Below are 21,433 nucleotides of genomic sequence, written 5' to 3'. Positions count from 1 at the left end.
GAAAAAAATTTAAATTAATTAAATAAACATCAAGCAGCTAAATTTTATCAGTTTATTTAATTGCATAAATACACCTAAAAAACTAAATTTATCTTCTGTTTGTAGTATTAATTCATTATTCGATGAGAATAAATTGTAAATTAATGTATAATAATGATCGGAAAACGCTTAATAAAAAACATTTGGAGTAAATATGGATTCAGTACTTAATTGGCTTAATGATAACTCAGGCCTAATTTTACACTACGGTATTCAAGCTGTTGTTGCGCTTGTTATCTTTTTAATTGGTAGTCGTGTTGCTAAGTTTTGTTCTAACTTAACCGAAAAAGGTTTTGCTAAAAAGAAAGTAGATAAAGCAGTAGGATCTTTTGTCGCAAGCATTGTATTTACTCTTGTATTTGCAGTCACTATTTTAATGGCACTTTCACAAATTGGTATTGAAACAACGTCATTTATTGCTATTTTAGGTGCTGCAGGCTTAGCTGTTGGTTTAGCGTTGCAGGGATCGTTATCTAACTTTGCATCTGGCGTACTTATTATTTTACTTCGTCCATTTAAATCTGGCGATTTTGTTGAAGCTGGTAATAAAATGGGTACTGTTAAGAAAATCGAAATATTTTCAACTGAACTACGCACTCCAGACAACAAAGTAATTATTGTGCCAAACTCTCAAATAATGTCGGGTGCTATTACTAATTTTTCTCGAGAATCTACTCGTCGTATCGATTTAGTTATTGGTGTTGGCTACGATGCTGATTTACGTCAAGCAAAAGAAGTATTAAAATCGGTGTTAGATGCAGAAACTCGTTTACTTAAAGATCCCGCGTATACAGTGGCTGTAAATGAGTTAGGCGATTCAAGTGTTAACTTTATTGTTCGCCCTTGGGTTAACTCTGCTGATTACTGGCCTACATACTGGTCATTAATGGAAAATATTAAAATTGCATTAGATGATGCAAATATTACAATCCCATTTCCACAAATGGACGTTCATTTACACAAGCAAGACTAATTATTAGCATTTAGATAGGTTATTTTTAATGAAATTAAAGCTTTTATCAATTTTAGTTGCGGCTTCTGCTGCAACTAACGCATTCGCTGAAGAAAATGCAGAGCAAAAAACGTGGGAAGTTACCAGTGAGCTAGGTGCAATTGTAACTAGTGGTAATACCGAAACAACTACTTTAAAAGGTGGTCTTAAGGTATTACACAACTTAGATAGCTGGAATAACGAGTATAAAATTGATGGTATTTACAAAGAAGATGAAGTTGAAGATGCTGATGGCGACAAAAACAAGCAGCGCACCAATGAAAAGTACTCAGCTTCTGCGCAAGGCAACTACAAGCTAAATGAAAAGCATTCTCATTTATTTATTTATGGTTCACACGTATCAGATTATTTTGGTGCATATAGAACTGAATCTGTAATATCAGCTGGTTATGGTTTGCGTTTACTAAGCGAAAAAACTATGTGGTTAAATGCTGAAGTTGGTCCTGGTTACAAGTTTTTTGAATACTCAGACGAGAGTACTCAAGAAGACGACAATGGTAATTTACTTGCTGGCGAAAGAGAAAGTGAAGTAATTGCTTTAGGTAAACTTGACTACAATTGGCAAATTTCAGAAAGTGCACGTTTTACCCAATTAGTTGCTGTTGAATATGGTGAATCAAACACTAAAACGCGCTCAGAAACTGCATTACTTGCTAAAATAAATGGCTCGTTACAAATGAAAGTTGCTTTTAATATTATTAACAACTCAGATGTTGCAGATGATGAAGAAAGCACAGATACAGAAACGTCATTAACGCTAGTTTATAGTTTTTAACTACACTAACGAATTTAAATGACATTAAAATGAAAAAAGGGGCGAAAGTCCCTTTTTTATTTGTGCAAAACTAATGTATTATGACGACCGATTTTGGTTGTAGATCTAGGGATATACCTACTTGTGAAAGTTTTAACATATTTTTTTAGTGCTTTTGTATTGCTTTGTAGTTTAAGCACTTTGGCTTTTACGCCAACCGCCTCTCAAATTGAGCAATTTAAAAAACTGCCAAAAGCTCAACAAGAAGCCCTAGCAAAGCAGTACGGTGTAGATGTATCTACAATTACTGGTACCAACCAACCTAATACTCAAGATGGTGCCCAGCAGCAACCAACTATTGGTGAACGCTCTGAAAAAGAAGAAAAAAAGCTAACCGACGAAGAGCGATTTAAACCTAAAACAGATGAACTAAAACCATATGGTTACGAGCTGTTTGCAGGTGAACCAACCTCATTTATGCCCAGTGAAAATGCCGCAGTGCCCGACACATATATAGTAGGATCGGGGGACCAATTAAAAATTAATCTCTACGGAAAAGAAAGCGATAGTTTTGAGGTGATTGTTGACCGCGAAGGGCGCTTAAATATTCCAGACTTGAGCCCAGTAGAAGTTGCAGGGCTAACCTTTGCCGAAATTAAAGAATTAATAAAAGTAAAAGTAGAACAAGAAGTGATAGGTGTAAAAGCCTTTGTGTCGCTTGGTCAGCTTCGTAGTATGCGTATTTTAGTACTAGGTGAAGCTTATAAACCAGGTAGCTATAGTGTTTCTTCGTTAACAACGGTATCGCATGCATTATTTGTAAGTGGTGGTGTGTCGGATATTGCATCGTTACGTAATATTCAAGTTAAACGCGCCGGCAATGTGGTTGCTAACTTTGATTTGTATGACTTACTAATTAAAGGCGATAGCAGTAACGACATAGTTTTAAAACCGGGCGATGTGGTGTTTGTGCCATCTGTTGGTGCACAAGTAACTGTTGAGGGCGCTGTAAAGCGCCCTGCTATATTCGAACTTAAAAAAGGTGAGTCGGCTAAACAATTATTAATGATGGCAGGTGGCCTTAAACCTAATGCATATGCAAAAAATGTAGTTGTAGAGCGTTTTAATTTCGATCGTAAAGAAGTGCTGTCGGTAGATTTCTCAAAATCACAAATTAACTATATCCCGCAAGATGGCGATCGTATTCGTTTTAATTCAGTTAGCTCTCAATATCAAAATACGATTAGTTTAATTGGTGCGGTAGCCCGCCCTGGTAACTATCAGTGGCATCAAGGAAAGCGTATTTCAGACGTACTTAAATCAGTACGTGGCGATTTACTACCTCAAGCAGATTTAAGCTACGGGCTCGTTATTCGCGAAATTAATATAAATGGCGATATAGAAGCGCATCAATTTGATGTGGCTCAAGCTATTATTAAAAATCCTGAAAATAATTTACAGCTTAAAGCAAATGACAAAATCGTTGTATTTAGCCGATTTGAAGAAAAAGAAGCAGAGCAATCGGCTTTAGCTAATATGGCACTGAGCCAAGAGCAGCAAGAGCAACAGCAAAAAGCAGAGCAATGGCACAAATTTGAGCAAAAAGAATTCGAAAAATATATCGGGATAAATCAAGAAGACGAAGAGCTTGTTCTTGAAGACAATAAAATACTAACCATTGCTGAAATTTCTAAACGCAAAGCTAAAGAAGAAGAAGACCAAGAGCTTGAGCTTGAAGACTATGCATTATTTAGTCGCCACAACTTATTGGCACCAATAATAGCTAAGTTTAAGCAGCAAGCGTCAGTACAGCAAGCTATGCAACTAGTAGAAATTAATGGCAATGTAACCTTTCCAGGTGTTTATCCATTAATGATTGGTGGCGAAGTACGAGATTTAATAACAGCGGCAGGTGGATTACTTGAGTCTGCTTATGTTAAGCAAGCTGAAATAACGCGCATTGTAGCAAGTGATGCCTCTAAAATAGAGCACTTAAGGCTCGACCTTGAAAGTGCAATGCAAGGCGACCTGCAAAGTAATATTACATTGCAAAGTAAAGATAGCATTAACGTATTTGCTATTCCAAACTGGCAAGAAAACGTAAAAGTAGAATTAAAAGGCGAGCTAAAATTCCCGGGTATTTACACAATACGCCGTGGCGAAACGCTTACTGAGTTGCTAGAGCGAGCAGGTGGTTTTTCAACCTTTGCAGAGCAAAAAGCGGCCGTATTTACTCGCACGTCAATAAAAGAACAAGAGCAAAAACAACTAGCGCGATTATCTACTGAATTACGCCGTGATATAGCTTCAAAAAGTTTTCAAAGTTCAGTAAGTAGTAATACACTCTCGTATGAAGAAATGAACAAATTACTTAATGACTTAGCCAGCGTAGAGGCAGTAGGGCGCTTAGTAATTGATTTGCCTTTAATTGTAAACAACCAACAAAACTTAGTACTGCAAGATGGCGATACACTTTACGTGCCAAGTAAACGCGATTCGGTGAGCGTAATAGGTGAGGTTAACTACTCTACCTCACATTTGTATAGGCAAGGTGTAAGCGTTGACGAATACATTAACTTAAGTGGTGGCTTAAAAGAGCGCGCTGACGAAGATCGTATTTACATTATAAAAGCAAATGGCTCGGTAAAAATACCAAATACCGGTGGCTGGTTTGCAGCTAATAGTTCTGAGCAGTTAGAACCAGGCGATACAATAGTTATACCAATGGACGCTGGCCATATGGACAAGTTAACGCTTTGGAGCACAGCTACACAGATACTCTATCAACTAGGTGTGGCAGTAGCAGCAATAAGCGGTATTTAATAACTATGCGCGTTTTTTCCCGGGCATTTATTTGTAGGCGGGGCTTTACGCCGCGCTTGTTCGTAGGCGGGATTTTACATCGCGCACGTACTTAAGGTAGGCGGGGCTCTACATCGCGCTTGTTCGTAGGCGGGATTTTACATCGCGCACATATTTAAGGTAGGCGGGGCTTTACGCCGCGCTTATTCGTAGGCGGGATTTTACATCGCGTGCATATTTAAGGTAGGCGGGGCTTTACGCCGCGCTTATTCGCAGGCGGGATTTCACATCGCGCACATATTTAAGGTAGGCGGGGCTTTACGCTGCGCTTGTTCGTAGGCGGGATTTTACATCGCGCACATATTTAAGGTAGGCGGGGCTTTACGCCGCGCTTATTCGTATGCGGGATTTCATATCGCGCTTGTTCGTAGGCGGGATTTTACATCGCGCTTGCATTAAAAAATTAAGTAAGCACGGCTTTACACCGCGCAGAATGAACTGAGATTTACATGGAAAATAATTTAAACAACCCAAAACAAACAAGTGAACGAACAGTCGCTGACGAAGAAATTGATTTACGAGAATTATTTACTGCTATTTGGCAAGGTAGATGGATTGTTATCGCGGTCACTACTTTATTTGCTGTCGCCTCAGTTTTTTACGCCATTAATGAGCCTAATATTTATAAATCGGAGGCTTTACTAGCCCCAGCTGAAGAGCAGCAAAATGGTGGCTTGGGTGCATTAGCAGGCCAGTTTGGTGGGCTTGCTGGTTTTGCTGGCGTCGATTTGGGGGGGGGGGCAACCAACAAAACACAGTTAGCGTTAGAGGTATTAAAGTCACGTCAATTTACCAATGATTTTATACAAAAATACAATATATTACCTGATTTAATGGCTGTTGAGTCGTGGGATTTAACAACAAATACAGTAAAGTATGATCCTGAAATATATAATGAAAAAACAAATGCTTGGGTACGTAAAATTGAACCACCTAAAAAGTCTAAACCTTCAATGCAAGAAGCCTTTAAAGAGTTTAATAAACTAATCTTAGTAGATACTGACACTGATAAAGAGAGCGGAATGATAAGGTTGTCAGTTGAACATGAATCCCCTGCTATTGCGCAGCAATGGGTTACTTGGTTAGTAGAAGACATAAATCAAGTAATGAAAACCCGTGATGTAGCAGAGGCCAATAAAAGTACCGAATTTTTAACCAAGCAATTAGAGCAAACTAACATAGCCGATATTCGTACTGTGCTATACAAATTGGTAGAAGAACAAACAAAAACTATTATGTTTGCTAATGTACGCGACGAATACGCATTTAAAATAATAGATCCAGCAATTGTTCCTGAACAAAAATTCAAGCCAAAACGAACTCTAATTTGTATATTGGGTGTTTTATTAGGTGTGGTATTGTCAGTTATGATTATATTGATAAAACATTTTATTCGAAAAGATAATTATTAAATAAAGCATTGTTGGTAGTTATATAAATAATGCTCGCTAAAATAACTTCATTCAGAAATGAATTTATTAATAAAGATTAGTTGGAAATTCCATTGTTAATAGAAAATTTTAAATCGAAAAAAGAAGCATTGAAGCAAGGTATAATCTATGTGTTTTGCCCTGACGAATGTGTTACTAATATTACAGAAATAATTGATGGGCATTCATTTAATTTAGTAATCAATGATTACTCAATAACGGATTTTACAAAAAAAGTAATATGCCATTATAAAAGTGCGCACCTAACAAAAAAGCAACGAAATTTTTTAGTGAGTGCCACTGAAAGTGGTGCATGGGTAGAGCCATTAGTAAGTTATTTAGACGACAGGTTGAAATATACCGAAATACGATTATTGCATAGTAGTTACTTTTTACATCAAAAAGCATTTTCTATTTTGTCAAATAAACGCACTCAAGCAGTCAAGAGAGTTACGGATGTAGCTAGCGCTATTTTTCTTTTAGTTGCAACCTTACCGCTATCACTAATAGCTGCTTTATTTATAAAATTAGAAAGTCGTGGACCTATTTTATATAAGCAAAAGCGAACCGGGCAATATAATAAAGAATTTAAAGTGTATAAGTTTAGATCTATGTGTAGTGATGCAGAAAAAGACGGTGCGCAATGGGCTTCAAAAAACGATGCACGAGTAACAAAAGTCGGTAAATTTATGCGTAAAACACGCATAGATGAAATACCGCAATTAATTAACGTGTTACAGGGAACTATGTCTATCGTTGGACCAAGACCTGAGCGCGAAGTATTTATAAAAGATTTAGAAAAGGAAATACCGTATTACCGTTTTAGGCATGCGGTTAAACCGGGTGTAACTGGTTTAGCACAAGTGAGCTACCCTTATGGTGCATCGGTTGAAGACGCAATTTGGAAGCATAAGTATGACGTTTATTATATAAAGCATCATTCAACTATGTTAGATATTAGAATATTATTATTAACAGTTAAAACGGTAATATTTGGAATGGGTCGTTAAATTTTAAAGTATTGAAAGCAGGTTGTATGAAAATTTTAGTTACTGGTGGTGCAGGGTTCATTGGCTCTGCTGTTATTCGCCATATTATAAATAACACCCAAGATGAAGTTATTAACCTTGATAAACTTACATATGCAGGTAATTTAGAATCACTTAACTTAGTCAGTAATAACAAGCGTTATACTTTTGAGCAAGTTGATATATGTAACCGTGTTGATCTTGATCGAGTGCTTGCAACGCATAAGCCAGATGCTGTAATGCATTTGGCAGCAGAAAGCCATGTTGACCGTTCTATAACAGGGCCTGCGGAATTTATTCAAACAAATATTGTAGGCACCTATAATTTATTAGAAGCCGCTCGTGAATATTGGAATACCTTAGCCGATACCGCTAAAAAAGTATTTCGGTTTCACCATATATCTACCGATGAAGTGTATGGTGATTTACCACACCCAGATGAGCAAAAAAATAATGCGCAGGATAAATTGCCTTTATTTACAGAGCAAACAGCGTATGCACCCAGTAGCCCATATTCTGCCAGTAAAGCATCGAGCGACCATTTAGTACGTGCTTGGTTACGAACTTATGGCTTTCCGACTATTATTACCAATTGCTCTAATAATTATGGTCCGTACCATTTTCCTGAAAAATTAATTCCATTGGTAATACTTAATGCCCTTGAAGGTAAAGACCTACCAATTTATGGTAAAGGTGATCAAATTCGTGACTGGCTTTATGTAGAAGATCATGCTCGTGCGTTATACAAAGTAGTTAGTGAAGGTGTTGTAGGCGAAACGTACAATATTGGCGGCCATAATGAAAAAGAAAATATTGAGGTAGTACAAACTATTTGCAGTATTTTAGATACATTAGTCCCTAAAAAAATAAAATATGCTGAGCAAATTACCTATGTAGCAGATCGTCCAGGGCATGACCGCCGTTATGCAATTGATGCATCAAAAATGAGTGATGATCTTAACTGGAAACCACTTGAAACCTTTGAAACAGGGCTTCAAAAAACAATTCAATGGTATTTAGATAACCAAAAATGGTGTAAAAACGTGCAAGATGGATCATACCAGCGCGAACGCCTAGGTGAAATAAATACGCAAGCTGAAGGAGAGTAATATGAAAGGAATTATCCTTGCAGGCGGCTCCGGTACTCGTCTTTACCCTATTACAATGGGTGTATCAAAGCAGTTATTACCGATTTATGATAAGCCAATGGTTTATTATCCGCTTTCAGTGTTAATGCTAGCGGGTATTCGCGAAGTACTTATTATAACGACCCCTGAAGATAGTGATTCATTTAAACGCTTGTTAGGGGATGGTTCTCGATTTGGTATTGAACTCAATTATACATCACAGCCAAGGCCTGACGGCCTAGCGCAGGCTTTTATTTTGGGTGAAGAGTTTATTGGTAATGATGATGTATGTTTAGTACTTGGTGATAATATTTTTTATGGTCAAGGATTTACGCCTAAACTAAAGCATGCAGTAGAAAATGCTAAAAATGGCCAAGGCGCTACGGTATTTGGTTATCAAGTAAAAGATCCTGAGAGATTTGGTGTTGTAGAGTTTGATGAAAATCAAAAAGCAATTTCAATCGAAGAAAAACCAGTAAAGCCAAAATCACATTTTGCTGTAACAGGCTTATACTTTTATGACAACTCTGTTGTTGAACTTGCTAAACAAGTTGAGCCATCATGTCGAGGTGAGTTAGAGATAACATGCCTTAACGAAATGTACTTAAAACAGCGCAAGCTTAATGTAGAAATGCTGGGGCGAGGTTTTGCATGGCTTGATACCGGTACTCATGAAAGTTTGCTTGAAGCAGCTCAATTTGTTGAAACAATTGAAAAACGCCAAGGTTACAAAATAGCGTGCCTAGAAGAAATTGCATTTAACAATGGCTGGCTAACAAGACAACAAATTATAACTTTAGCTCAGCCTTTTATAAAAAATAGTTATGGGCAATATTTGTTAGAAATAATTAAGGATTAAAATGAGCCTGATTAAGTTAATTAACTTGCCGTCTTTAGGGGACGAGCGAGGTGCGTTAGTTGCACTTGAAGGTAATAAACTAGTTCCTTTTGATATTAAGCGTGTTTACTATATTTTTGGAACTGAAAAAGGTGTATCTCGTGGATTTCACGCACATAAACAGTTAAAACAAGTAGCTGTATGTATTACAGGAAAGTGCCGTATGACACTCGATAATGGTACTGAAAAAGCAGAAGTATGGCTGGACTCTGCGACGAAAGCTGTTTTGATCGAAGATATGGTGTGGCATGAAATGCATGACTTTAGTGACGATTGTGTTTTACTTGTATTGGCAAGTGAACTGTATGATGAAGCTGATTACATTCGACATTATCAAGAGTTTATAGTGCAGGCTAATAAATAATGTTCATACACCCATTAAGCGATGTTCAAAGTGAACAAATTGGTGATGGCACTCGAGTGTGGCAATTTTCTGTTATTTTAGCTAATGCTATAATTGGAAAAAATTGTAATATTTGTGCTCATACTTTAATCGAAAATGATGTTGTTATTGGATCAAATGTAACTGTTAAATCAGGTGTTTATATTTGGGATGGAATAACAATTGAAGACAATGTGTTTATTGGCCCCTGTGCCGCATTTACAAATGATAAAACACCTCGTTCACAGCAATATCCTGAAAGTTTTTCAAATACATTAATAAAAACGGGTGCATCAATAGGTGCTAACGCCACTATTTTGCCAGGAATTATACTCGGTGAAAATTGTATGGTGGGTGCTGGGGCGGTAGTTACAAAAAATGTTCCAGATAACGCTGTCGTAGTTGGTAATCCAGCAAAAATTATAAAATATATATAGAGAATTAGCATGATCCCATTTTTAGATCTAAAAAAAATTAATGCACAATATCAACAACAATTAAAAGATGCTTGCTCAAGAGTGATTGATTCTGGCTGGTATATTATGGGTAAAGAGCTGGAAAATTTTGAGGTTGAATTTGCAAATTATTGCGGGACAAAATATGCAATAGGTGTTGCAAATGGATTAGACGCACTTACTCTTACATTAAGAGCCTGGAAGGAACTTGGTAAATTGAAAGAGGGCGATGAAGTTATCGTACCTGCTAATACCTACATAGCCAGTATTTTAGCTATTACTGAAAATAATTTAACTCCAGTATTAGTTGAGCCAGATGAAAATACTTATAATTTATGTCCTGTAAAAACAAGAGCCGCTATAACATCTAAAACTAAAGCTATTTTACCAGTCCATTTGTATGGCTTAATTTCACCAATGCCTGAACTAATGGCAATTGCAGATGAATATAAGTTATTAGTATTAGAAGATTGCGCACAATCACATGGTGCAAAAATTGGCGATAAAAAATGTGGTTCTTGGGGACATGCTGCTGGATTTAGTTTTTATCCAGGTAAAAACTTAGGTGCGTTAGGCGATGCGGGAGCAATCACAACAAGTGATGATGAGCTTGCTTCTACATTGAGAGCATTACGTAATTATGGTTCGCATGAGAAGTATAAAAATAAGTATCAAGGAGTAAATAGTCGCTTAGATGAAATTCAAGCGGCAATGTTGAGAGTGAAGTTGAGTCACTTAGACGTGCAAATAGTTGCGAGAGATGTTGTTGCTCGTAAATATATGACGCAAATTAATAACGCGCTAATTACACTTCCGACAATTAATGATTTTAAAGCTCATGTATGGCATTTGTTTGTTATTCGAGTTGAAAATCGAAAAGAGTTTGTCGATTATTTAACTGCTAACGGAATACAAACATTGGTTCATTATCCTATACCTCCTCATAAGCAAAGTGCTTACTCTGAGTGGCAAAATATCAGTTTACCTCTTAGTGAAAAAATTCATACAGAAGTTGTTAGTTTGCCTATAAGCGGAGTGCAAACTCAAGAAGATACTATAAAAATAATTAAAGTAATCAATAGTTTTAAGGCTAGTTAATTGCTTAAACAAAGTTATTTTTATTTAATTTTACAGCTCTTCAATGTATTTGTTGGTTTGTTCGTTGCTTTATTTATAGCACGAAATGTCGACATGGAGACATTCGCTGTATTCTCGATATATAGCATAGTGTTAGCTTTGTTTACTACGTTTACTTTTTTAGGCTATGAGAATGTATTAATAAGGAATGTTTTACATTGGAAAAAACATGGGCAAATTAACAAAATAAAAAACTTAGTAAGTAATGCAATTGTATCGAGGATAGTCACTAGCTTACTCTTGCAAATACCTATATTTATTTACCTATTTTACCTATCTGCGACAAAGTTCAATAATGAATACTTTATGCTTCTTTGTTCCTTTAATTTAGCTGGTATTTTTAGCGCACTTTCAAATGCCAATGGACTAATATTAAAAGCGTTTAATAGGTTTGTATTGTCCTTTTCAATTATTACTATTTCATCTTTGCTAGGGCGACTAATTGCTATTGTTGTATTTTTACACTTTGGGTTTGATGGGTTCATACTTACTTTGATTATTGTTCCCTTTTTAACATTTATTATCTCAGTATATTTCATTAAAGAGTTTTTCTCGTTTAAACATATAAGTTATAAGTATTTTTGGAAATTTAAACGATATAAATATTTTATTTTCTCTGGATACTTGAACTATTTTAAGGTTTCGATAGATCAATTACTAGTATCTATTTTTTTATCAGCGGAAATACTCGCAGTATATAATTTAGCTAAAAAAGTTGAAGATATTGGTAGAACTGTTATTTCAAGTTTTTTTGAGGCCTCTCTACAAAAACTTATTTTTTATAAAAGTGATAGAACTAAATCAGTTCAGTATAAAAATAAAATATATTTGATAAAATATATTTTTTTAGCTTTTATTATATTTTTTGTTTTGATTTTTGATTACTTTGTTGGGGATATAATTAAAGTTTTAGGATTGGAACACTATAAATATTTAGATTCGTACTTAATAATAGCTTCTTGGACTCCAGTACTGTATTTGAATTATAAAATAGAATCCCACATCATATCTTTATTTGAAGAACAGAAAAAAATATTTGCTATGGATATCTTAATAAGCTTGTTTTCAGTTATCGTTGCACTTTTATGTTTGTTTTATTTTCCGTTAGAGTTTATTTACTTAAATAGAATCATTATAGCTACAGCTTTAATTGTATATTTTGCTTTTTATTATAAGAAGAGGTTCAATGGTAGATTTTAGGTTATCCCTCTTTTGCTTGATAGCTAAGGCGTTTTCAAGTGAATTTAGCTGTAGAGACTGTAGTGGTAATTAATATAAAATACTTTGTGGATAGAGTTTTTTACAGGCTTTAATAATTGCTTTAATAAAAGTTGAGGAATATATAGGTTCATATATGCAAAATAATATTAAGTTTTCTTTAGTGATGCCGTTGTTTAATTCGGAAAAATGGATGGATAAATCTATTAAATCAGTTCTTTCTCAAAGTTACCAAAGCTGGGAATTGATTTGTGTTGACGATGGTAGTCATGACGATACAGTAAAGAAAGTTGAATTGTTTAAAGAACACAGTTTAAAAATAAAACTCTTGAAACAGAAGAATTCAGGTCCCGCTGTTGCAAGAGAAACAGCAATTACTGTTGCTACTGGTGATTATATTGTTTTTTTAGACTCAGATGACTACATAGAGTCAGAATATTTAGAAAAAATCATTGAGCTTACTAGTGATTATCCTGATGTAATTATTCCAGAGCTTATGAGTCAAACTAAAGACAGCGAGTTCTATTCATTTAATAAAGTAAATAAGTTAGTTAAAGGGATGTCATTTACAGGTAAACAAGCCTTTCGTTTAACATTTCCTTGGAGTATACATGGATTTGCCTGTTACAAAACTGAGTTAATGAAGCAATTTGCTATTGGTGATAATGCTAATTATACAAACTATAATGCTGATGAATATATTACAAGAGTGGTGTTTTTAAATTCGCAAAAAATAGTAATATCAGATGGGAAGTATTTTCATACTGCAAACTTAGACTCGTTAACTAAAATACCCTCGGTCAGAATGTTAGGGTTTTTATTAACTGAAAAAAAATTGATAAAATTAACCGAGCTTAATGATCCTCAATTCTTAACTATTGTTAAATCAGATTCGTTGAGAAAAATTTTTAATTCTTATCTAAATTTTTGCTTAAATGCGAAATATTTTACAGCTCAAGAAATAGCGCAAGTTAAATCTGATCATAAAGCACTATACAAAGAGATAGTGAAAAAAAATTATAAATATTTAAGTAGCCCTAAAGAAAGCATATTGAAAAAATTAATATACAAAATATTTAGTTATAACTTTGATTTTATAAAACTCATTATTTTTGCTAGAAGGTTAGGCCTGTGAAAATTCTATTAGTTGGTGAGTTTAGTGCGCTGCATAAGAATATTAAAGAAGGGTTAGTTAGCTTAGGTCATGATGTGACTATTGTATCAACCGGAGATGGATGGAAAAAAATTGAGTCTGATATAAATTTAGGTTCAAATAAAAGAGGTCTTTTAGCAATAGCAGATAAAATATGGAAACTTTTAATTTTACCTAAAAAATTAAAAGGTTATGACGTTGTGCAACTGGTTTCTCCTGTAGTTTTTCCAATCAAATTTGGTATTAATAAAGCTCTAATAAAGCTAATAATGAAAAATAATACAAAAACCTTTTTAGTTACAGCAGGCTGTAACGATTTTGCAACAGCTGACTTCTTTGAAAATAGTTATAAATATCCTCAGTTTTATAAAGAGATAAAGAATAGTTTAAACGGCTTTATTTGGTGTCAATCAAAAGCTGGACGTAATTATAACCAATGGCTTCTTAAAAACGTAAATGGGGTCATCCCAATAATGTATGAGTATGCTCAAGGGTTTAGAGATATAGGTTACGAAAAGCTATTACCTACAATCCCAATTGCCATGAATGTCGATGAAATAGAATATCGAGATAACGTTGTTGTAGATAAGGTTATTTTTTTTCATGGTTTAAACCGGGAAGGTGTGAAAGGGACCCCGTTAATTGTTGAAGCATTAAATAATTTGAAGAAAAAATATCCAAAAGAAATTGAAGTCATTATAGAGGGGCAAATTCCTTTAAATGAATACCTTAAAATTCTTGCTAAATCGAATGTGGTTATTGACCAAGTTTACTCATGTTCTAATGGTGTAAATGCAATTTACAGTTTGGCTATGGGCAAGGTCGTTGTTGGCGGCGGCGAAGTGGAATCTTTACATGAATTTAATATTGAATCTTCTCCACTAATAACAATACAAGACAATGTATTAGATATAGAATCTCAATTGGAGAATATAATACAAAATAAAACAGAAATTATAAATATAGGTAAAAAGTCTAGAGATTACGTTGAAAGACTACATGACTATAAAAATGTAGCTAAGCAATATGTTGATATTTGGAGTGAAGGATGAGTAATAATATTAATATCCTTTTTGCGGGGGATTTCGCGCCTTGCTCAGGTTTTGAAGCGATTGTCTTAGAAAAAAAAGAAGCAGTTTTTGGAAATGCATTACCATTAATAAAATCATCTGATATTGCTTTTATTAATTTAGAGTGTCCATTAACAAGCGCTGTAAACACTATAAGTAAATCAGGGCCTCCATTAAAGTCTGATCCTAAATGCATTGAATCTCTCAAAGACTTTAGTCTAATAGGCCTCGCAAATAACCATATAATGGATTTTAATGAACTAGGCTTGAAAGATACACTTGAAGCATGCGCGTCAATAGATGTGAAAACAGTTGGTGCCGGCATTAATTTAAAAGAAGCACAAAAAATTCAAATTATAGAGTGTGATGGATTTAAAGTTGCTGTAATAGCACTTGCTGAGTATGAATTTAATCAAGCGGACAATAATAAAGCGGGCTCTGCCCCTATTGATCCAATTGATAACTACCATCAAATTGAACAAGCAAAGAAAGAAGCCGATATGGTTATCGTTACTCTACATGCTGGAAATGAATACTTGCCTTACCCTCGCCCAAACCTACGTAAAATATGTAAATATTACATAGATTTAGGTGTTGAGGCTGTTGTTTGTCATCATCCGCATGTTCCTGGAGCATATGAATATCATAATGGTAAACCTATATTTTATTCTATAGGGAATATTATATTTGATAACATTATGAATCAAAAAGATTGGGAATTTGGCTTTTTAGTAAATTTCAGTGTAGATAAAAATAAGCGTGAAATCGATAATTTAGAATTATTTCCATATAAACAAAGTGTTGAAAGTGGAGGTTTGAAGCTTTTAGAGCATGAAGAAAAAGAAATTTTTTTAGAGAAAATTGAATCGTACAAAAAAACTATGGAAAACGACAATGCATATAAAAAAGAATGGGCGAATTACGTAAAAGAGCATGCAGATGTAGCTATTGCAAGGCAGTATTCGCCAGTTTTATTTAAAGGCATTGGTTTGTTAGCTAGGAAGTTACCTCTGCATAAATTCTTTTTTAATAAAACTAATATGTTTGCCAAGATTAATGGTATTAGGTGCCAATCACATCATGAATTACTAAAAGATTCTTTGGAGTTAAAAGGGCAACTTAATGACAAATAATTATTGGGAAAACTTAACAGGCATTGATCAATATATAATTAAAAACGCCCCTCTTTCTCCATTTTTAGATATAAAGCACGCTTTAAAGTCTAAGGTATCAAATAAAATCGATCCGGCAGCAGTGCTTAGTGTTTTGATGAAAAATTATTCTATCGGCGATAGAACTTTAGTGTCAGGAATAAATAAGCTTCCTTGGATGAGTAAAGTTGAATATGGCTCGATTGTAAATGCGTCACTGCCAACTCATGGTGAAGTTAATTTGTCTGAAGATGATGTGTCAGATAAACTGATTGAATTAATGAAGTTGGAGGCATTAAATTTCCTAGCTAACAAAACATCGGTTGGTATTCTCCTCAGTGGGGGAATGGATAGTCGAATCATTGCAGCTGTTATAAAGAAATTACAAGATGAGGGGTTATATACTGGGACTGTCACTGCACTAACATGGGGGATTGATAATTGTCGTGATGTTGTATACGCAAAAAGAATTGCTGATACTTACAATTGGGACTTTAATCACTTTATAATTACTCCAGAAACGTTATTAGAAAACATTAAAATTGCAGGTGTTAGAGGTGCTGAATACTCTCCAGTTCACTTACATGCAATGCCTAGCATTGCAAACTTTGCTGGGCTCGATGGTGTTTTGGCGGGGAGTTACGGCGATAGTATTGGCCGTGGCGAATATTCAGGCCGTAAAGTTGGGCAGTTGCCGTCGTTATTAAGTAAGCACCTTAATGAACATTCTTTTTTACTAAAGTCGGTAGAAAATAAATATATCAACGTTTTGCATAAGGATATTTTAGACTCTCGTAATCGTTTTCCTGGCAGAAGTGAGACTGCATACAGAGAAATTGAAATGCAAATGCACTATATGAGAAGACAATTAAATTCTTGTATGTCAATAATTGATGAAAACATACCTTTATACCAAATGTTTACAGCGCCTGACGTTTTTGGTTTTATTTGGTCATTATCACCAAAGTGCCGTACTGATGGTATTTATGAATTAATGCTTAAAAAGTTATCAAGTAATATGCTCGATATTCCATGGGCTAGAGATGGAAAAATATATAACAAAGCAAATTCATCAGCATTGGATACCCTTAATAAGTCTTATCACCGTTATGGCGACTGGCTAAGAAACGACAATAGAGAGTTTGTAGTAGAGCAAATTACTAATGGCAATTTAGCCAGTTTAAATATATTTAATGAAAAAGCTCTCAAGTTTTGGTGTAAAAACTGGAGAGATGACAATAGGGCAAGAGCAGATAGGTTAGATGAAAAGATGGCTTGGCTTGCTTCTTTATCAATATTTGTTGGTAAGTACGATATTAAAGGCTTAGCTGTTAAAACTGACAACTCAATTTTGGATAGCGCCCGACTTCTTAAAGCACGAGTACATGAATCTTTATATTACACTGCAACTAAGTTGAAGAAGTAATGCAACGGACTAATTTAATTTTATGCTATAGAGTATTAGAAATAATATTAACTACCACGTTCAATAATTTATTAAATCGATTTTTAAATAAGGCCATATTCTAATATGGCCCCTTATTTAATTATCTTTTTTACATTATCTTGTTTTGCTTTATCTGCTTATACAAAACATGGGAAAGAATTAAAAATACCATTTTTAATGTTTAGTTATTTAATGTTGTTTTTATTTGCTGGCTTAAGGGAAGCTGGGGTTGGTGCAGACGACTTTGTTTATGCTAGTAAATTTTTAGAAATTCCAGATATTAGTTATTGGTTGTCTGGTAGTTATAGCTATTCATATAAGTCTGTTTTTATGGAGCCTCTTTATCTTATATATGGTGCTTTCATTCGACTTTTTACTGACGATTACGTTTTCTTATTTACCGGCGTAGCTTTCTTGTCAGTGAGCCTGGCCGTTCAAAATTACTACCGATATTCTCATTATATATTTCTAACTTTACTGCTATTTTTTGTTCATACCTACCTTTATCGTGACATTAATCAAATTCGCTCTGGAGTTGCTGCTGCTATTGGGTTGTTCTTAATCGCTCAAATACATAACCGGCAGAATATCAAAGTATGGTTTACATTATGCTTAGCTAGTTTGTTTCATATGGCATCATTTATTTTGATTTTTGCCTATATTTTTAGTTTTTTTAAAGTTACAAAAAAGAGAGTTATAGCTGCATATTTTTTATTTTTGTTTTTTGGCTTTGTTGGAGCCTCTCAAGTTATTTTTCAAAATTTACCCGGAGGTGGAGTTTTAGCAAAAAAATTGCAAAATTACACTGATAATAGTGATTACGTAAACGCAGTATCTTTGTTTGATATTACCAACATTAAAAACACAGTGGTTCTTTTTACTGTAATGTTATTTTGGAAGCGGCTTGAAAAGGTTGTTCCTTACTTTACAACGATCGTCATTTTTTACTTATTGGCTGTTGGTATTCGGATCGCATTTTGGGACTTAGGTGTATTAGCCGCAAGAACTTCGACTTTCTTTGCAATTGTGGAAGTTATACTTATTCCATATTTTATTTTTATATTCAGAAATAAGGTATTTGTTACCTTATTAATTATTTTATATGCATTTTTGATTTTATGTTTAAATTTATTTATAAAAGAGGGGCGTAACCCCTATGCATTATCAATTTTTTAAGGACAATGATGATTAAAGTTTTATATGTAGTGAGTACACTAAAAAGGTGTGGGCCAACTAATCAATTGTCTTATATTATTAAATATTTAGATAAAACTAAGTTCTCCACAATGGTATTAACTTTATCTCCAGAGCCGAATACAGATAGCATGAAAAGTTATTTTGAGGACGAATTAGGGGTTGAGGTTTGTACATTAGGTTTATCTAGGGTTAAAGGTCTGTTTTTTGCAAAATCTGCTTTGAAGAAGGTTGTTAAATTGCATGGGATTGATTTGATTCATTCTCAAGGTATAAGAGCCGATGCTTTGGCGAGTAAAGTGAAAATTAAAAAAGTAGCAACATTAAGGAATTATCCGTATTTTGATTACCCTATGACTTATGGAAAAGTACGTGGTTTGCTAATGGCCCAAATGCACTTAAGTTACCTTAAAAAAATAAACACTCCAGTTGTAGTATCTAAATCAGTTTCTAACATGCTACTCAATATGAAAAATTATCAGATTGATTATGTGCAAAATGGAGTTGATTTGGAGAGGTTTCCAAATTCAGATAAAGTTGGCTTGAGAGAAAAATTAAATATTGCTATTAATGCTCAGGTATTTATTTCTGTTGGGAATCTAAGTAGTAGAAAAGATCCATTAGCCGTAATTAAGGCTTTTCAGCGAGCCAATATAGATAATAGTATATTAATATTTTTAGGTGATGGTGATTTGGTTGATGATTGTAAAAATATAATAAAGGATCAACAAATTATTTTAGTTGGGAAAGTTAGTAATGTGACAGATTATCTTATGGCTAGTGATTACTTTGTATCTGCTTCATTAGCTGAAGGCCTACCGAATACAGTACTTGAAGCTATGGCCGCTAGATTACCCTGTATATTGTCAGACATTCCTCCGCATCTGGAAATTGTAGAGTTAGGGGCTATTCCACCTCTTATTTTTAAAACGCAAGATATAGATGATTTATCAGAAAAAATGAATACCATAATTAAGCATGATTATGAACTTATGAGTGTATCTTCACGACAAATCATTGAAGAGTATTTAAATGCTAAAAGCATGTCTCAATCTTACCAGACAAGATACATAGCTCTTTTTAATAATACAGAACTAGAATAATGGAGCTAAAGGAATGAAATTCTCTGTTTTAATGTCCATATATAAAAATGAAAAAGTTGATTTTTTTATTAGATGTATGGAAAGTATTTGGGATGAACAAACCACTAAACCCGCTGAAATTACACTAGTAATAGATGGGCCGCTTTATGATGAGTTATACCAATCAATAGACATGTGGCGCGAGAAGTTAGGTGATGTTTTTTGTGTTGTACCGCTTGAACATAACTTGGGTTTAGGAAATGCTTTAAACATAGGTTTGTCTCATTGTAAAAATGAGCTCATAGCCAGAATGGATACAGATGATATTGCGCTACCAAGTCGATTTGAAAAGCAGCTTGCTGTTTTTGAAAATAAAAACATAGACGTTTGTGGGTCTTGGGTCAGTGAATTTATAGACGTTGAGCAAAATATAATATCGTATCGTAAAGTTCCTGAAGAAAGAAATGAAATAGAATTATTTCTAAAGAGTAATAATCCATTTAATCACCCATCTGTCATGTATAAAAAAAGCTCGGTAATAAAAGCTGGAAATTATCAAAAAATGTTATGGTTTGAAGATTATTCCCTTTGGGCAAGAATGAAACATAAAAGTGCATTGTTTTATAATATTCAAGAACCATTGGTTAACATGCGAGCTGGTTATGAACAGTTAGAAAGACGCCGGGGATTACAATACGCATTGAGTGAAATTAAATTACAAAAATCACTACTGTCTCTAGGTATTATTAGTTATAGAGAATATTGTCGTAACGTTTGTGTGAGATTTTGTGTAAGGCTGGCTCCGAAAGCAGTTGTTAAGTTAGCTTATAAATTGATTCGCAATAGAAAGCTATAACTTATGTAATGCTGATATTATTTTTACGCGGATTCAAATCTTAAGTGCATAACGTTTAGGCGGCTTTAGCCGCCAAGTGATCCTGCATCAATTTTGCAGGCGTTTCAAATCCAAGTGTCTTCCTCGGACGATTATTAAGTTGCTCAGGTACTGGTATAACTTGCGCTGGTGTTACCGCCTTGAAATCTTTGCTCTTCGGCCAATACTGGCGTAGTAATCCATTCGTGTTTTCATTCAATCCGCGCTCCCATGAGTGATAAGGGTGAGCAAAATAAACAGGAACACTTAAAGCCTCTGTGATTTGCTCGTGATAAGCGAACTCTTTTCCATTGTCAGCCGTGATGCTATTAAGCGCTGACCTATATGGCCTTAATAGTTCTATCGTCGCCGCAGTGACGGCTTGTGCTGTTTTGCCTGCCACCTGAGTTGATACAGTGAATTGGGTGACCCGCTCTACAATGGTAACAAGGGCACCTCGATGACCTTTACCTATGACGGTATCTATTTCCCAATCTCCGATACGACCTTTCTCATCAACTATTTGTGGACGTTCTTCAATGCTAACGCGATTTTTTATTTGCCCTCGGTTTGTTTTACCATGACTGCGCTTGTGATATTTCTTACCGTGTCGGCGCAGATGTAGGTATAACTCACCACCTGCTTTTTTATCTTCCCAGATATACAGATAAATGCATTCATGGCTGACAGACCGTTCACTTTCTTTGCGCAACCATCCCGTTATTTGTTCAGGACTCCACTTCTCATTAAGCTTCTGGGTAATTAAAGCCATCATTTCAGGTGTCATCTTAAGCGGTTTTCTTACACTTCTTCGGCGAAACAAAGCCCGCTCATGAGCTTGTTTGTATCTGTAACCTCGCTTACCTGTATTTCTAGAAAGCTCTCTTGAAATCGTAGATTGCGATAAATTAGTTAGCTCAGCAATACTTTGTTGCGTAAAACCACTTTTCTTTAGAACGGCGATCTGGCATCTTTGCGCATAGGTCAGTTGTTTGTAATGTCTCATTGTAAAATCTCTTACCGGAGAAAAAGCAGTTAGCTTATGAGCAACTGACCACTTAATCTAGCCAAAGCAAGTTATGCACTTACAATTTGAATCTAGGTTATAAAATAAAGTTGT

Annotated in this window: 19 protein-coding genes; 18 read left to right on the top strand and 1 reads right to left on the bottom strand. The window is 34.8% G+C overall.

What is annotated here, in order from left to right; genetic code table 11:
* The first annotated feature begins 193 nt into the window (after positions 1-193).
* The 18 genes from I6F40_RS03860 to I6F40_RS03775 all read left to right on the top strand — a co-directional run bounded on the left by I6F40_RS03860 (position 194) and on the right by I6F40_RS03775 (position 20,295).
* Complete coding sequence (locus tag I6F40_RS03860) at positions 194-1,012, top strand: mechanosensitive ion channel family protein (protein ID WP_166378398.1); 819 nt, start codon at positions 194-196, stop codon at positions 1,010-1,012.
* A gap of 28 nt (positions 1,013-1,040) precedes the next feature.
* Positions 1,041-1,826 (top strand): DUF481 domain-containing protein, encoded by a 786-nt coding sequence (locus I6F40_RS03855; RefSeq protein WP_197192518.1) that lies wholly within the window; start codon positions 1,041-1,043, stop codon positions 1,824-1,826.
* A 123-nt stretch (positions 1,827-1,949) separates the two neighbouring features.
* Positions 1,950-4,628, top strand: coding sequence for an SLBB domain-containing protein (locus I6F40_RS03850; RefSeq protein WP_197192517.1), 2,679 nt, complete (start codon positions 1,950-1,952; stop codon positions 4,626-4,628).
* 488 nt (positions 4,629-5,116) lie between these two features.
* Positions 5,117-6,079, top strand: coding sequence for a Wzz/FepE/Etk N-terminal domain-containing protein (locus tag I6F40_RS03845; RefSeq protein ID WP_197192516.1), 963 nt, complete (start codon positions 5,117-5,119; stop codon positions 6,077-6,079).
* Between the two features lie 92 nt (positions 6,080-6,171).
* Positions 6,172-7,107 carry a sugar transferase gene (locus I6F40_RS03840; RefSeq protein ID WP_197192515.1) on the top strand — a complete coding sequence of 312 codons (936 nt, stop codon included), beginning with the start codon at positions 6,172-6,174 and terminating at the stop codon, positions 7,105-7,107.
* A 26-nt stretch (positions 7,108-7,133) separates the two neighbouring features.
* Positions 7,134-8,234, top strand: a complete 1,101-nt coding sequence (gene rfbB / locus I6F40_RS03835; RefSeq protein WP_197192514.1) for a dTDP-glucose 4,6-dehydratase — start codon at positions 7,134-7,136, stop codon at positions 8,232-8,234.
* A 1-nt stretch (position 8,235) separates the two neighbouring features.
* Positions 8,236-9,111, top strand: coding sequence for a glucose-1-phosphate thymidylyltransferase RfbA (gene rfbA / locus I6F40_RS03830; protein WP_197192513.1), 876 nt, complete (start codon positions 8,236-8,238; stop codon positions 9,109-9,111).
* 1 nt (position 9,112) lies between these two features.
* The gene (locus I6F40_RS03825) at positions 9,113-9,514 is read left to right on the top strand and encodes a sugar 3,4-ketoisomerase (protein WP_197192512.1); all 402 of its coding nucleotides are present in this window, start codon (positions 9,113-9,115) and stop codon (positions 9,512-9,514) included.
* Positions 9,514-9,969, top strand: coding sequence for an acyltransferase (locus tag I6F40_RS03820; protein WP_197192511.1), 456 nt, complete (start codon positions 9,514-9,516; stop codon positions 9,967-9,969). Before I6F40_RS03825 ends, I6F40_RS03820 begins: the two co-directional genes overlap by 1 nt.
* Before the next feature lie 9 nt (positions 9,970-9,978).
* Positions 9,979-11,085 carry a DegT/DnrJ/EryC1/StrS family aminotransferase gene (locus tag I6F40_RS03815; protein WP_197192510.1) on the top strand — a complete coding sequence of 369 codons (1,107 nt, stop codon included), beginning with the start codon at positions 9,979-9,981 and terminating at the stop codon, positions 11,083-11,085.
* Complete coding sequence (locus I6F40_RS03810) at positions 11,086-12,324, top strand: oligosaccharide flippase family protein (RefSeq protein WP_197192509.1); 1,239 nt, start codon at positions 11,086-11,088, stop codon at positions 12,322-12,324. It abuts the gene before it with no gap.
* A 154-nt stretch (positions 12,325-12,478) separates the two neighbouring features.
* The gene (locus I6F40_RS03805; RefSeq protein WP_197192508.1) at positions 12,479-13,477 is read left to right on the top strand and encodes a glycosyltransferase family 2 protein; all 999 of its coding nucleotides are present in this window, start codon (positions 12,479-12,481) and stop codon (positions 13,475-13,477) included.
* Positions 13,474-14,547, top strand: coding sequence for a hypothetical protein (locus I6F40_RS03800; protein ID WP_197192507.1), 1,074 nt, complete (start codon positions 13,474-13,476; stop codon positions 14,545-14,547). The genes I6F40_RS03805 and I6F40_RS03800 overlap by 4 nt, the downstream gene beginning before the upstream one ends.
* On the top strand, positions 14,544-15,698 hold the full coding sequence (locus I6F40_RS03795) for a CapA family protein (protein ID WP_197192506.1): 1,155 nt from the start codon (positions 14,544-14,546) through the stop codon (positions 15,696-15,698). Before I6F40_RS03800 ends, I6F40_RS03795 begins: the two co-directional genes overlap by 4 nt.
* The gene (locus tag I6F40_RS03790) at positions 15,688-17,142 is read left to right on the top strand and encodes an asparagine synthase-related protein (RefSeq protein ID WP_197192505.1); all 1,455 of its coding nucleotides are present in this window, start codon (positions 15,688-15,690) and stop codon (positions 17,140-17,142) included. Before I6F40_RS03795 ends, I6F40_RS03790 begins: the two co-directional genes overlap by 11 nt.
* A 105-nt stretch (positions 17,143-17,247) precedes the next feature.
* On the top strand, positions 17,248-18,339 hold the full coding sequence (locus tag I6F40_RS03785) for an EpsG family protein (RefSeq protein WP_197192504.1): 1,092 nt from the start codon (positions 17,248-17,250) through the stop codon (positions 18,337-18,339).
* 8 nt (positions 18,340-18,347) lie between these two features.
* On the top strand, positions 18,348-19,460 hold the full coding sequence (locus tag I6F40_RS03780) for a glycosyltransferase family 4 protein (protein ID WP_197192503.1): 1,113 nt from the start codon (positions 18,348-18,350) through the stop codon (positions 19,458-19,460).
* A 13-nt stretch (positions 19,461-19,473) separates the two neighbouring features.
* Positions 19,474-20,295, top strand: a complete 822-nt coding sequence (locus I6F40_RS03775; RefSeq protein WP_197192502.1) for a glycosyltransferase — start codon at positions 19,474-19,476, stop codon at positions 20,293-20,295.
* 55 nt (positions 20,296-20,350) lie between these two features.
* Here the strand turns inward: I6F40_RS03775 and I6F40_RS03770 are convergent, their stop codons facing one another.
* Positions 20,351-21,319 (bottom strand): IS30 family transposase, encoded by a 969-nt coding sequence (locus tag I6F40_RS03770; RefSeq protein ID WP_197192501.1) that lies wholly within the window; start codon positions 21,317-21,319, stop codon positions 20,351-20,353.
* Positions 21,320-21,433 lie beyond the last annotated feature (114 nt).

The organism is Pseudoalteromonas sp. SWXJ133 (genome assembly GCF_015864365.1).
In the GTDB taxonomy this organism is placed as follows: Bacteria; Pseudomonadota; Gammaproteobacteria; order Enterobacterales; family Alteromonadaceae; genus Pseudoalteromonas; species Pseudoalteromonas arctica.
This window is presented reverse-complemented; position numbering and strand designations above follow the sequence as displayed.